Raw genomic sequence first — 13,636 nt, 5'->3', positions numbered from 1 at the left:
CCCGCTCCCACAGGGAAACGAAATCAGGAAAGGTGCTTTATGACCGTAGCCAATGTGTACCAACAACGCCCAACCACCGGGGCCAAGGCCGAGTCGTCGTTGCAGCATGCCGACCTCGCCAGCCTGGTGGGCAAGGGCCGCAAAAACGCCGGCGTGATCGTGCGTGAGAAAAAACTCCTCGGTCACCTGACCCTGCGTGGCGACGGCCACGATGCCGCGTTCGCCGCCGGTGTGCACAAGGCCCTGGGCATCGAGTTGCCGGGGGCGCTGAGCGTCATCGTCAAGGGTGAGACCAGCCTGCAATGGATGGGGCCGGATGAATGGCTGCTGATCGTTCCAAGCGGTGAAGAGTTCGTCGCCGAGCAGAAGCTGCGTGAAGCCCTGGGCGAGTTGCACATCCAGATCGTCAACGTCAGCGGTGGTCAGCAGATCCTCGAACTGAGCGGCCCGAACGTGCGCCAGGTGCTGATGAAATCCACCAGCTACGACGTGCACCCCAACAATTTCCCGGTGGGCAAGGCGGTGGGCACGGTGTTCGCCAAGTCGCAACTGGTGATCCGCCACACCGCAGAAGACACCTGGGAATTGCTGATCCGTCGCAGCTTCTCGGATTACTGGTGGTTGTGGTTGCAGGATGCGGCAGCCGAGTACGGGCTTAGCGTTCAGGCTTGATCTCACCAGCGTCACTGTAGGAGCGAGCTTGCTCGCGATGGACTTGAGAGCGACGCGTTAAGTCAGGAAGTACGCGTCATCGTTGACCTCCATCGCGAGCAAGCTCGCTCCTACAGTAGGCATCCACCGATTTCACAGGAGTCACCGCACTATGAGCCGCGCCCCAGACACATGGATTCTGACCGCCGACTGCCCCAGCGTCCTCGGCACCGTGGATGCGGTGACCCGCTTTCTGTTCGAGCAGGGCTGCTACGTCACCGAGCACCACTCCTTTGATGACCGGCTTTCGGGGCGTTTTTTCATTCGTGTGGAGTTTCGCCAGCCCGAGGGTTTCGACGAGCAATCGTTCCGCGCCGGTCTGGCCGAGCGCGGCGAAGCCTTCGGGATGATTTTCGAACTGACCCCGCCGCACCACCGGCCAAAAGTGGTGATCATGGTCTCCAAGGCCGATCACTGCCTCAACGATCTGCTCTACCGCCAACGCATCGGCCAGCTGTCGATGGACGTCGCGGCGGTGGTCTCCAACCACCCAGACCTCAAGCCCCTGGCCGACTGGCACGGCATTCCCTATTACCACTTCCCCCTCGACCCCAACGACAAGCCCTCGCAAGAGCGGCAGGTGTGGCAGGTGATCGAGGAGTCCGGTGCCGAACTGGTGATTCTTGCGCGTTATATGCAAGTGCTGTCGCCGGAACTGTGCCGCAAGCTCGACGGCAAGGCGATCAACATCCACCACTCGTTGCTGCCCGGTTTCAAGGGCGCCAAGCCCTATCACCAGGCTTACAACAAGGGCGTGAAGCTGGTCGGCGCCACGGCGCATTACATCAACAACGACCTGGACGAAGGCCCGATCATTGCCCAGGGCGTGGAGGCGGTGGATCACAGCCATTACCCCGAAGACCTGATCGCCAAGGGGCGGGATATCGAAGGCCTGACCCTGGCCCGGGCGGTGGGGTATCACATTGAGCGGCGGGTGTTCTTGAACGCCAATCGCACGGTCGTTCTTTAGATTGCCATCGCGGGCAAGCCCGCTCCCACAGTAGGCGCAAAACCGTGGGAGCGGGCTTGCCCGCGATGAGGCCCCAACAAGCAACACAAGAAACAGCATCTGTACCCGAGCACTTAACGCGCTGCCTGTCTGGGCAGCGCGGTTTCATAAAAACAACAGCGAGGTGAAAGCATGTCTGGCAATCGTGGTGTGGTGTATCTCGGCGCGGGCAAGGTCGAAGTACAGAAAATCGACTATCCGAAAATGCAGGACCCGCGCGGCCGGAAGATCGAACACGGGGTGATCCTGCGCGTGGTCTCCACCAACATCTGTGGTTCCGACCAGCACATGGTGCGCGGTCGTACCACGGCCCAGACCGGTCTGGTGCTGGGACACGAGATCACCGGTGAAGTGATCGAGAAGGGCAGCGACGTCGAGAACCTGAAAATCGGCGACCTGGTCTCGGTGCCGTTCAACGTGGCTTGCGGGCGCTGCCGTTCCTGCAAGGAAATGCACACCGGCGTGTGCCTGAGCGTGAACCCGGCTCGCCCGGGCGGCGCCTACGGTTATGTCGACATGGGCGACTGGACCGGTGGCCAGGCCGAGTACGCCATGGTGCCGTACGCCGACTTCAACCTGCTGAAACTGCCGGATCGCGACCGCGCCATGGAGAAGATCCGCGACCTGACCTGCCTCTCCGACATCCTCCCGACCGGTTATCACGGCGCCGTTACTGCCGGCGTTGGCCCGGGCAGCACCGTGTATGTGGCCGGTGCCGGCCCCGTCGGTCTGGCGGCCGCCGCGTCGGCACGCCTGCTGGGCGCCGCGGTGGTGATCATCGGTGACGTCAACCCGATCCGCCTGGCCCACGCCAAGGCTCAGGGTTTCGAAATCGCCGACCTGTCCCTCGATACCCCACTGCACGAACAGATCGCCGCGCTGCTGGGCGAGCCGGAAGTGGATTGCGCCGTCGACGCCGTGGGCTTCGAAGCCCGCGGCCACGGCCATGCTGGCGTGAAACACGAAGCCCCGGCCACCGTGCTCAACTCCCTGATGGGCGTGGTGCGTGTCGCTGGCAAGATCGGCATCCCGGGCCTCTACGTGACTGAAGACCCGGGTGCGGTGGACGCCGCCGCGAAAATGGGCAGCCTGAGCATCCGCTTTGGCCTGGGCTGGGCCAAATCCCACAGCTTCCACACCGGCCAGACCCCGGTGATGAAGTACAACCGCCAACTGATGCAGGCGATCATGTGGGACCGCATTCATATTGCCGACATCGTGGGTGTTGAGGTGATCAGCCTGGATGATGCGCCACGTGGTTATGGCGAATTCGATGCGGGTGTACCGAAGAAGTTTGTGATTGATCCGCATAAGTTGTTTAGTGCGGCCTAAGGGCTGTTGCAGGGCAAAAGGGCGACCTCGGGTCGTCCTTTTTTATGGGGCAAAAACCGTTTGCGCAGTCCATGAGATGAAAGGGAAGTCAGTCGCGGAACAATAGCCGGTGGTTTTCAGTCAAAATGCCAGCTTTGCGCCCGCTTGAGGGCATTTTTGAAGGTTCAGGAGTTTTTCGATGAAGATTTCACGCGGTTTTGCTTTGGCTTCGCTCATGACATTGGTCGCCAGCCCGGTCTTCGCCGGTTTCAGCCTGAACGATGTGGCGGGTGCGGTATCGGGCATGCAGGGTGGCGACAAGGCCGCCGCCGCAGCGCCGACCTCGCAGACTGCCGGCCTGTTGAGCGCCCTGAGCGCCCTGGACGTTAAACCAGAACAAGCCATTGGCGGCACCAGCGCGATGTTGGGCCTGGCCAAGAACAAGCTGAGCGCCAGCGACTATTCGGAACTGGCCAAGAGCGTGCCGGGTATCGACAAGCTCTCCGGTGGCAGCGGTAACCTGGGCGCCCTGGCGGGCATGCTGGGTTCGTCCGGCAAGGCCGCGGGCCTGGAAAACGCCCTGGGTAACGTCAAGGACACCAACGACCTGAACACCGCGTTCAGCGCGTTGGGCATGGACAGTGGCATGGTCGGCCAGTTTGCCCCGATCTTGCTGCAGTACCTGGGCCAGCAAGGCGTTGGCGGTACCCTGCTCAAGAGCCTGGGCAGCATCTGGGGCGTATAACCGCGCCTCACTCGCGCCCGGCGCGCAAGGCGTCGATGCGTGCATCCTTGTCGATCCAGAGCTGGTTGACCCAGCTCTGGACGCTTTGGCGAAACAGCGGATCGTTTTCGTAATCACCCTGCCACAACGCCGGATTCAGCTCACGGGTCTGGATGTCGATGATCACCCGCTGCACCGCACCGCTGATCAAATCCCAGAACCCCGGAATCTTTTCCTGTGGATAGACCACGGTGACGTCGAGGATGGCATCCAGCTGTTCGCCCATGGCGGCCAATACAAACGCCACACCACCGGCCTTGGGTTTTAGCAGGTGCTTGAAAGGGGATTGCTGGGCGCCACGTTTGGCCTGGGTGAAGCGCGTGCCTTCCAGATAGTTGACCACGGTCACCGGCTGGCGCTTGAACAGCTCGCATGCGGCCCGGGTAATCGCCAGGTCCTGGCCCCGCAGCTGCGGGTGTCTGGCCAGAAAGGCCTTGCTGTAGCGCTTCATGAACGGGTAATCCAGTGCCCACCAGGCCAGGCCCAGGAACGGCACCCAGATCAGCTCCTTTTTCAGGAAGAACTTGAAGAACGGCGTGCGTCGGTTGAGGGTCTGGATCAGCGCCGGGATATCGACCCAGGACTGATGGTTGCTGACTACCAGGTAAGAGGTGTCGACCCGCAGGCCCTCACCGCCACGAATGTCCCAGCGGGTGGGGATGCAGCAGGCGAAAATCAGCTTGTCGATTTGTGCCCAGGTCTCGGCGATCCACATCACCGCCGCGCTTGCGGCATCGCGATAACGGCCGGGCAGGAGCAGTTTGAGCAGGGCAAACACCAGCAGCGGTCCGATCAGGATCAGGGTGTTGAGCAGAAGCAGCAGGGTAACGAAACAGCCGGTGAGCAGGCGGCGCATAAGTAACTCTTGAAAGCATTTGGGCGGGCCATGATAAGCAGCTTCGGCGCGCAGGCCAAATCGGCGGGCTGACGAATGTTTCACTTTTGCGCGGGTATGCTGCGCCAGATGATCTGGTTTTAGTGGTGTTCTCGCTGGCCCTTTCGCGGGCAAGCCCGCTCCCACAATGGTTCGGCACAGATCCCTGTGGGAGCGGGCTTGCCCGCGATGGCGCTCCGAAGAGCGAACGAATGGCTGACAGACTGTCTAAAATCCCGCTGCTCACTCCTCAAGGGAATCCACCACGTGAAATCTATCCTCGCACTGTTATCCCTCCTGGCTCTGCCGGTCATGGCCGCCGAGCCGACCCTGTATGGCCGTTACGAATACATCCAGCTACCGGAAATCGGCGGTGAAGTGCTCAAGGCCAAGATGGACACCGGCGCGCTGACGGCCTCGCTGTCGGCCAAGGACATCGAGACCTTCACCCGCGATGGCGAGGAGTGGGTACGTTTCCGCCTGGCGACCAAAGATGCCAGCAACAAGGTCTACGAACACAAGGTCGCGCGGATCAGCAAAATCAAGGCCCGCGCCGAAGAAGACGAGGACGACCAGGAAGTGGTCGCGCCGACCAAGCGTCCGGTGGTCGATCTGGAACTGTGCCTGGGCAACGTAAAGCGCACCGTCGAGGTCAACCTCACCGACCGCAGTAGTTTCAACTACCCGCTGCTGATCGGTGCCAAGGCGCTGCGTGAGTTTGGCGCGGCGGTGAATCCGGCTCGGCGGTTTATGGCGGATAAGCCGGAGTGTTGACGTGTGGCAGTCAAGAAGTTTCGATCAGGCGCTCCTGTGGATAGGAGCGCCACAAGAACATTACCCTGATTTTAGGCTTTGTAGGTTTTCGACATCTTTAAGAAACTGAAAGCGTCAAATGTCTTGTCGGACTTTCATTAGGTCAATGCCGGTATGTTTCTTTATGTATATTGCTCTTAGTATTTCTATGTAATAAGTTGCTGTGTAATCTCTATAGCGTGAGGGTTGGGTTTTTGTATATCGAGTAAGATTTCTGTAGTGAGACCTTGTTATGTCGAAGTGTGCGACATCTAACAGTTCATGTTTATGTTGGTCTATCCATGTATATTTTTTGTCGGGGTCAGGAAGCTTGGTAAACTCATAGTCGTTTTTCGCTATGTTATATCCAGTTGTGCTTGTGGTTATGTTGGTAATGTCGTCGCTGACATTGTATTTGTTGGGGTTTGATGTTTTTAGTTCATTTGCTTTAATTGTGTCTGAAAGTTCCTTGATTACGGCTCTGCGGTTCCGTTGATAGACAGCACTGTTGCTTAGCGGTTTTGGCTTTGAAATTCTATTGGCGTTAGATGATAAACCTCTCTGCGTCGCTGGACTGGCGGCTGCAGAAAATTTTGAGGCCGTATTTGATGTCCGACTCAGTGCTAGTTTGGATTTTTGGAACCTGGCAATTTCTAGCGATACGGCTGTACGTGCATGTCCGGTCGAATCTAGCCAGTTTCTAGGATCGCCACCACTATAAGCATAAGAGTTCAATCCACCCCTGCCAAACGGACTCCAACTGTCCGGACTGTTAAACCGCATCAACACTGGATTGAACTGCCGATAGCCATTGCCCAAATGATAATGCCCGGTCAGCGGGTCCGGGCGTTCGCCGTTGAATCCGAGGAGGCTGAGCAATCCGTTTTCCGCTGGGCGATGACCGTAGGGGCTGTAGGCGAGCGGATGAGAGCCGGTTAACCCGCGTGTACCCAACACCGATCGTTGCTGATCTGTCGCCAACAACGTGGTGTCGACGCTACCGTCCTGCTGGCGTTGCTGTGCCAACAACTGATCGTCATGCTGGAAAACGCTGGTCTGTAGCGAGCCCTGGATCTCGGTCGCCAAGCGACTTTTACAGTAGAAGCGCTGGATGGCGGGCAGTGTGCGGAGAATGCAGTCGGTCTGACGATCCAGCGGGTCATAGCTGTACCGAGTCAGTACGGTGGTGCGGCGGGAAACAGACATTGGCTGATCTCCGTGCAGGTTCCGAATGTCAGGATGATCAGCATCCGGCCTTTTTCAGCCTTTGCCTACTAGCAGAACTGCTAGGTACTACAGACCACACCGCCAATCAGCTCAGCCCGATTGACGCCGATTCCCCCTTGAGTCACCGTTCGCCCACTTAACTGCCGGGCCTGGATGCCATGCCTCATATCCTGATTGTCGAAGACGAAGCGGCGATTGCCGATACCCTGGTGTTTGCCTTGCAAGGCGAGGGTTTCACCGCCACCTGGGTGAGCCTGGGGGCGGCCGCCCTTGAGCATCAGCGGGCGACTCCCGCCGACCTGATCATTCTCGACATCGGCCTGCCGGACATCAGCGGATTTGAAACCTGCAAGCAGTTGCGCCGGTTCAGCGAAGTGCCGGTGATGTTCCTCAGCGCCCGTGATGGTGAGATCGACCGGGTGGTGGGCCTGGAGATTGGCGCTGATGATTATGTGGTCAAGCCATTCAGCCCACGGGAAGTGGCGGCGCGGGTGCGGGCAATTCTCAAACGCATGGCACCGCGTCCGGGGATCGAGTCCACCAGTGCGTTGTTCCTGGTGGACAGCGAGCGCGTGCTGATCACCTATCGCGGCCAGCCGCTGAGTCTGACTCGGCATGAGTACCGCTTGTTGCAGTGTCTGCTGGAACAACCCGAGCGGGTCTTCAGTCGCGAACAACTGCTCGATGCCCTGGGCATTGCCAGCGACGCTGGGTACGAGCGCAGCATCGACAGCCACATCAAGAGCGTGCGCGCCAAGTTGCGCCTGGTGGCGGCCAATGCCGAGCCGATCCAGACCCACCGTGGCCTCGGTTACAGCTACAGCCCAGGGACCAGTTGATGCCATTGGCGATCCGGATTTTCCTGGTCTATGTGCTGTTCGTCGGCCTGACCGGATATTTTGTGCTCAACACAGTGATGGAAGAAATCCGTCCCGGCGTGCGTCAGTCCACCGAAGAAACCCTGGTAGACACCGCCAATCTGATGGCCGAGATCCTGCGCGACGACTTCAAGGCCGGGACCCTCAATCAGAACCGCTGGCCGCAGTTGCTCAAGGCTTATGGTGAGCGGCAGCCGGGCGCGAGTATCTGGGGCCTGGCGAAAAATCAGGTCAACCATCGCATCTACGTTACCGACGCCAAGGGCGTGGTGGTACTGGACTCCAGCGCTCTTGCAGTAGGCCAGGATTATTCGCGCTGGAACGATGTGTACCTGACCCTGCGCGGTGAGTACGGCGCGCGTTCGACCCGCAGTGATCCTGACGACGCCAGTTCTTCGGTGATGCACGTCGGCGCGCCGATTCGCGACAACGGGCAGATCATCGGCGTGGTCACCGTGGCCAAACCCAACAGCTCATTGCAGCCCTACGTCGACCGCACCGAACGCCGTTTGCTCGGCTACGGCGCGGGCTTGATTGGCCTAGGCCTGCTGTTCGGAGCGGCATTGTCGTGGTGGTTGAGCGTGGCGCTGCGGCGCTTGACCGCGTATGCCCAGGCGGTCAGCGAAGGGCGCCGGGCCGAGCTGCCGCACTACCGTGGCGGTGAGCTTGCGCAACTGGCCATGGCGGTCGAACACATGCGTACGCAACTGGAAGGCAAGGCGTATGTGGAGCGCTATGTGCACACCCTGACCCACGAACTGAAGAGCCCGCTGGCGGCGATTCGCGGTGCGGCCGAATTGTTACAGGAGCAGATGCCAGACACCCAACGCCAGCGTTTCGTCAGCAACATCGACACTGAAAGCGCGCGTATGCAGCAGTTGATCGAGCGACTGTTGAACCTGGCCCAGGTCGAGCAACGGCAAACCCTCGAGGAGCGAGTACAGGTACCGTTGGCGGCCTTGGTCGATGAGTTGCTCGATACCCAACAGGCGCGCATTGAACGCAAACAGCTGCGCATCGAAAAACACCTTGCTGCTGACCTGGCGCTGACAGGCGAAGCCTTTCTGTTGCGCCAGGCGCTGGCCAACCTGCTGGAGAACGCCCTGGATTTCACCCCGTCCTACGGTGTCCTGCGGTTTAGCGCACAACGACTGGGCGAGCAGATCGAGTTCAGTCTGTTCAATCAGGCCGACCCGATTCCCGACTACGCCCTGGGACGCCTGAGCGAGCGTTTCTACTCGCTGCCACGGCCCGACAGTGGACGTAAAAGCACCGGGCTGGGGCTGAATTTTGTTGAAGAGGTGGTGAAGTTGCACGGTGGTCTGCTGACGATCGGGAATGTCGAGGGCGGCGTTGAGGTGAAGCTGCGTCTACCGTAGCTGCTGTTCTCCACACACTCTGCATATTCCCTCCATAAAACCCACACACGGGCCTTGCAGACTTTCCCTCATTCGAACAGGGAGAGACCCCATGAACCGCAGCCTGGCCTTGAAACTCGGGGCGATTGCCCTATTGATTCTGTTGTTGCTGATTCCGTTACTGATGATCAGCGGCATGATTGACGACCGTCAGCAACTGCGCGACGGCGTCCTCGAAGACATCGCCCGCAGCTCCAGTTACAGCCAGCAACTGAGCGGACCGGTGATGGTGGTGCCGTACCGCAAGGTGGTGCGTACCTGGAAACACAACGAAAAAACCAACGCGCGTTATCAGGAAACCAGCCTGGAGCGCGGGCGCCTGTATTTCCTGCCGGAGCGTTTCGAGCTCGACGCGAAGGTGCAGACCGAACTGCGTGCCCGTGGCATCTACGAGGCGCGGTTGTTCCATGCGGATAACCGAATTAGCGGGCACTTTTCGATTCCGCAGCAACTGGGGATCGATGAAGACTTTGCCGACTACACGTTTGATTCGCCCTATCTGGCTGTGGGCATCAGTGATATCCGCGGCATCGAAAACGCGCTGCAACTGGAACTCGATGGCCAGCGCCTGGACTTTGTACCGGGCACTCAAGAGGAATGGTTGGGGGAGGGGGTGCATGTCACGCTGGCGCCACTGGATGTTCGCAAAGCCAACGAACTGAGCTTCGCGTTCGACCTGCGCTTGCAGGGCACCGGCCAGTTGCAGGTCACCCCGGTGGGCAGGACCAGCAACGTGACGGTGTCCGCCAACTGGCCCCACCCCAGCTTTATCGGCAACTACCTGCCGGCCCAACGAGCGATCAGCGCTGAAGGCTTCACGGCGAACTGGCAGACCTCGTTCTTCTCCACCAACCTGGAAGAAGCGCTGAGCAACTGTGTTGCTCGTGGCAGCTGTGACGAATTCAAAGGCCGTAGCTTCGGCGTGAGCTTCATCGACCCGGTGGACCAGTACCTCAAGAGCGAGCGGGCAATCAAATACGCCCTGCTGTTCATCGTGCTGACCTTCGCCGGTTTCTTCCTCTTCGAAGTGCTGAAAAGCCTGACGGTGCACCCGGTGCAATACGCCTTGGTCGGGGTGGCACTGGCGTTCTTCTATCTGCTGTTGTTGTCACTGTCCGAGCACATCGGGTTTGCCCTGGCGTATCTGCTGTCGGCCAGTGCCTGCGTGTTGTTGATCGGCTTTTATGTCTGCCACGTGTTGCGCAGTGCGGTGCATGGCTTGAGCTTTTCAGCGGGGTTGGCGGCGTTGTATGGGCTGCTTTACGGATTGTTGAGTGCCGAGGATTACGCGTTGTTGATGGGCTCGTTGTTGCTGTTTGGGTTGCTGGGGGTGTTTATGGTGCTGACGCGCAGATTGGATTGGTATGGGATGGGGCGGGGGAAGGTGAGCAAGGCGGAGGTGGGAGGTGAGTAGGTCGTTGGGGTTAAGGGAAGATCAGGTGTTGGGGGCAGTGCTGGCGATGCAGATTGCCAGCCTGTTTCCCCCAAAGTGTTGTGTGAGTCGAGTATTCAGGTGTCACGTATGTCGCTTAAAAGAGAGTGGGGCGTGGATCGGCCTGCGTTCAAACGGTCACGTGCGATCCTTGCCTGTAGACTAGTTGAGGGGGAGGCTTCTCCAGTGCTTTCGGTGAGTGGTGCATGGCGATTACGAACGTGAGTTTTTACAGGCTCGCGACTGGAGTTCAGGGTTTCAGGTGGTAGATTTTTTTTAAATTTTTCTTCTGCTTCGGCAATTAATTCGCTCGGCGTTTTGCCATGTTTCCTTTTCTCGTTAATCCAATAGCGGCCCTCGCGCCTTGATAATTTTTCTTCTGATGGTATTCCTTTATTGAAGTCGTCAACCATTTGTTTTCGAGTCTTTTTTTCAAGTTTCGTAATTGGATGTTCGACACTATTGTATTTCACCAATTCTTTGGGAACTCTGGTCTTCTTTTTAATGATGTTGAGCTTTCTTAATGCTTTAAGAACTAACCAGTCATGGCCATTTGAGTCCGTCCTATTCACTGGTTCTCCTCCACAATATGTGTAGGCGTTTATCCCTCCCTCACCAAACGGACTCCAACTGTCCGGGCTGTTAAACCGCATCAACACCGGATTGAACTGCCGATAGCCATTACCCAAATGATAATGCCCGGTCACGGGGTCCGGCCGTTGTCCATTGAAGCCGAGCAGGCTGAGCAGGCCGTTTTCTGGCGGGCGATGGCCGTAGGGGGTATAGGCGAGGGGATGGGGGCGGATTGCGTCGAGCGCGCTCAATACCGTGCGCTGCTGATCGGTCGCCAGGAGGGTGGTATCGAGTTGGTCGTTCTGGTGCCGCTGTTGCGCCAACAACTGGTCGTCGTGCTGGAACAGGCTGGTGCGGACTGCGCCGTGGATTTCAGTGGCCAAGCGGCTTGTGCAGTAAAAACGCTGGAGGGTGGCCGGCTGCACTAGCGTGAGGGTGCAGCCGGTCTGGCGATCCAGTGGGTCGTAGTGGTAGCGGCACAACTCGGTCAGGCGAGATGAGGAGGGCATCGACGGAACTCCGTGCAAGGTCCCATAAACAGGACCTTCAGCATCGGAGGTTTTTTAGGTCTTGCCTACTGGCAGAACTGCTAGGTACTTGCCGGCTTCACACCTTCCGATATCAATAGATCAGTCCACTTTTTTCTCGCTTTTTTCTCTTTTCCTCACTTTTTTCTGTATCCAGGCTCGCCCTCGCGTATTGTCCGGTTGCTTTTAGGTGGGTTGCCATAGAACTGAGGGAATCGGCGAATCATTTCTCCTTTGATTATGGTAAGCATAGAATCTCCCTCGGCGCTGGTTGCTGGCCATTTGCTTATAGCATTCTGCAGCTGGGCTAACTCAGTGTAGTTTGAGTGTGCAACTGAGTTTTCAAATTGGGAGCCCTGTGGATCGTTGGAGGAGACTCCTACTGTGTTTGGTGTTTGTGGACGTGATGAAGTGGGATGAGTGGAGGTCCCTTTTAAATTGTTAAGCCTGCGAAGCAATTCTGGGTCGCGAGTATCAGCAATTACAGTGGAGGTCGAATTTGTTGAGTGTTGCAGGTCAGGATTGATCATGCTTTTCGAGGAGATGGTAGCCGGAACTTGGGTTTCTCGTATCGGGCCTGAGGTCGAGCTTTTGGTTTTTCCTGGTGTTCTACCAAACATATTTTTTATCCCCTTCCAGGCGCGTCGAAAAATATTCGAGTGCCCCATTGGATCACTCCCAAGCACCGGCTCCCCATCACAGTACCCATAGGCATTCAACCCACCCTGACCAAACGGACTCCAACTGTCCGGGCTGTTAAACCGCATCAACACCGGATTGAACTGCCGATAGCCATTACCCAAATGATAATGCCCGGTCACGGGGTCCGGCCGTTGTCCATTGAAGCCGAGCAGGCTGAGCAGGCCGTTTTCTGCCGGGCGATGGCCGTAGGGGGTATAGGCGAGGGGATGGGGGCGGGTTGTGTCGAGCGCGCTCAATACCGTGCGCTGCTGATCGGTTGCCAGGAGGGTGGTATCGAGCTGGTCGTTCTGGTGCCGCTGTTGCGCCAACAAATGGTCGTCGTGCTGGAACAGGCTGGTGCGGACTGCGCCGTGGATTTCAGTGGCCAAGCGGCTTGTGCAGTAAAAGCGCTGGAGGGTGGCCGGCTGCAGTAGCGTGAGGGTGCAAGCGGCCTGGCGATCCAGTGGGTCGTAGTGGTAGCGGCACAACTCGGTCAGGCGAGATGAGGAGGGCATCGACTGGGCTCCGTGCAAGGTCCCAAAAGCGGGACCTTCAGCATCGGAGGTTTTTTTGGTTTTGCCTACTAGCAGAACTGCTAGGTACTGGGCCTTGCTGGCTTCACACCTTCGGCGCAGTCGCCAGCATCGACGGGCGCTGGCTGACGTCGGCATACCAGGCGGCGAGTTGCGGATTCGATGTGCGCCAATCCAGATCCGGGTGGCGCAGGTCCAGGTAGCCCAGGGCGCAGGCGACGCTGATTGCCGCCACATCGAAGTGGCAGGTCAGCTCGGCGATGGCGTCTTTTTCCAGCAATGCCAGGGCGCGGCGGATTTTCTCGCGCTGGCCGTCGAGCCATTCGTCCCAGTGCTTCTCTGGGGCACGCAGGGCGACTTCGTAGCGCACCAGCACGGCCGCGTCCATGATCCCGTCGGCCAGCGAAGCGAGGGTCAGGCGCCGCCAGCGCGCCGATCCTTCGCGGGGGATCAGCGGGTTACCGACGTGCTGCTGGTCGAGGTAGTCGAGGATGACCCGGCTGTCGTGAATGATGTTGCCGTCGGCCAGGCGCAGAGCCGGGATTTTGCCCAGGGGGTTGTCGTCGATCAGGCTCAGGTCCGGGTTGACCGGGGTGAGCACGCTGGCCTGCAACGCCACGCGGTCTTGTTGTCCGGTTTCGTACAGCAGCACCATGACTTTGCGCACGAAGGGCGAGGCAGGGTTGTGGAACAGGGTCATGCTGGGGGCGGACATGGGCATTCCTCGGCGATCATCGGGGAGCAGAGGCTTAGCCTAGTCAGTTCCGGCGTGGCTGGCGAGGGGGTTGATGGCGCCTGTGAAATCGCCTTCGCGGGGTCACGCCCGCTCCCACAGGGCTAGCGGTTGTTTATCTACTTTGTGTTCAGCCCGTTCAAACACAGTAGA

At 58.7% G+C, this 13,636-nt stretch carries 13 protein-coding genes; 8 read left to right on the top strand and 5 right to left on the bottom strand.

What is annotated here, in order from left to right; all coding sequences use genetic code 11:
- Nucleotides 1-39 precede the first annotated feature (39 nt).
- From PspS04_RS25290 to PspS04_RS25275, 4 genes are all read left to right on the top strand, one after another.
- Nucleotides 40-672: a sarcosine oxidase subunit gamma gene (locus tag PspS04_RS25290; protein ID WP_095164337.1), complete on the top strand. Its 633-nt coding sequence runs from the start codon at nt 40-42 to the stop codon at nt 670-672.
- A gap of 151 nt (nt 673-823) precedes the next feature.
- The gene (purU, locus tag PspS04_RS25285) at nt 824-1,681 is read left to right on the top strand and encodes a formyltetrahydrofolate deformylase (RefSeq protein ID WP_095164335.1); all 858 of its coding nucleotides are present in this window, start codon (nt 824-826) and stop codon (nt 1,679-1,681) included.
- Between the two features lie 171 nt (nt 1,682-1,852).
- Complete coding sequence (gene fdhA / locus PspS04_RS25280) at nt 1,853-3,052, top strand: formaldehyde dehydrogenase, glutathione-independent (protein ID WP_095164333.1); 1,200 nt, start codon at nt 1,853-1,855, stop codon at nt 3,050-3,052.
- A 178-nt stretch (nt 3,053-3,230) separates the two neighbouring features.
- The gene (locus PspS04_RS25275) at nt 3,231-3,776 is read left to right on the top strand and encodes a DUF2780 domain-containing protein (protein WP_095164329.1); all 546 of its coding nucleotides are present in this window, start codon (nt 3,231-3,233) and stop codon (nt 3,774-3,776) included.
- 7 nt (nt 3,777-3,783) lie between these two features.
- Here PspS04_RS25275 and PspS04_RS25270 read toward each other — a convergent pair whose 3' ends face one another.
- Nucleotides 3,784-4,671, bottom strand: a complete 888-nt coding sequence (locus tag PspS04_RS25270; protein WP_159998299.1) for an acyltransferase — start codon at nt 4,669-4,671, stop codon at nt 3,784-3,786.
- Between the two features lie 285 nt (nt 4,672-4,956).
- Here PspS04_RS25270 and rloA2 point away from each other — a divergent pair, with 285 nt between their 5' ends.
- Nucleotides 4,957-5,463 carry a retropepsin-like aspartic peptidase RloA2 gene (rloA2, locus tag PspS04_RS25265; RefSeq protein WP_159998298.1) on the top strand — a complete coding sequence of 169 codons (507 nt, stop codon included), beginning with the start codon at nt 4,957-4,959 and terminating at the stop codon, nt 5,461-5,463.
- Between the two features lie 114 nt (nt 5,464-5,577).
- Here rloA2 and PspS04_RS25260 read toward each other — a convergent pair whose 3' ends face one another.
- On the bottom strand, nt 5,578-6,687 hold the full coding sequence (locus PspS04_RS25260) for an RHS repeat-associated core domain-containing protein (RefSeq protein WP_159998296.1): 1,110 nt from the start codon (nt 6,685-6,687) through the stop codon (nt 5,578-5,580).
- Nucleotides 6,688-6,866: 179 nt separating this feature from the next.
- Here PspS04_RS25260 and creB point away from each other — a divergent pair, with 179 nt between their 5' ends.
- The 3 genes from creB (at nt 6,867) to creD (ending at nt 10,418) form a co-directional block, all read left to right on the top strand.
- A complete protein-coding gene (gene creB, locus PspS04_RS25255; RefSeq protein ID WP_159998294.1) occupies nt 6,867-7,547 on the top strand; it encodes a two-component system response regulator CreB in 681 nt (226 codons plus the stop codon).
- Nucleotides 7,547-8,965, top strand: coding sequence for a two-component system sensor histidine kinase CreC (gene creC, locus PspS04_RS25250; RefSeq protein ID WP_159998292.1), 1,419 nt, complete (start codon nt 7,547-7,549; stop codon nt 8,963-8,965). The genes creB and creC overlap by 1 nt, the downstream gene beginning before the upstream one ends.
- Nucleotides 8,966-9,056: 91 nt before the next feature.
- A complete protein-coding gene (creD, locus tag PspS04_RS25245) occupies nt 9,057-10,418 on the top strand; it encodes a cell envelope integrity protein CreD (protein ID WP_159998290.1) in 1,362 nt (453 codons plus the stop codon).
- Between the two features lie 95 nt (nt 10,419-10,513).
- Here the strand turns inward: creD and PspS04_RS25240 are convergent, their stop codons facing one another.
- The 3 genes from PspS04_RS25240 to PspS04_RS25230 form a co-directional block, all read right to left on the bottom strand.
- On the bottom strand, nt 10,514-11,518 hold the full coding sequence (locus PspS04_RS25240; protein ID WP_159998288.1) for an RHS repeat-associated core domain-containing protein: 1,005 nt from the start codon (nt 11,516-11,518) through the stop codon (nt 10,514-10,516).
- 155 nt (nt 11,519-11,673) lie between these two features.
- The gene (locus tag PspS04_RS25235) at nt 11,674-12,732 is read right to left on the bottom strand and encodes an RHS repeat-associated core domain-containing protein (protein ID WP_159998286.1); all 1,059 of its coding nucleotides are present in this window, start codon (nt 12,730-12,732) and stop codon (nt 11,674-11,676) included.
- 103 nt (nt 12,733-12,835) lie between these two features.
- Entirely contained in the window at nt 12,836-13,465 is a 630-nt protein-coding gene (locus PspS04_RS25230; RefSeq protein WP_159998285.1) for a glutathione S-transferase, read from the bottom strand.
- Nucleotides 13,466-13,636: the final 171 nt, after the last annotated feature.

The sequence above is a fragment of the Pseudomonas sp. S04 genome (genome assembly GCF_009834545.1).
In the GTDB taxonomy this organism is placed as follows: Bacteria; Pseudomonadota; Gammaproteobacteria; order Pseudomonadales; family Pseudomonadaceae; genus Aquipseudomonas.
The sequence above is the reverse complement of the archived record's forward strand: the minus strand, read 5'-3'. Positions and strand labels throughout refer to the sequence as shown.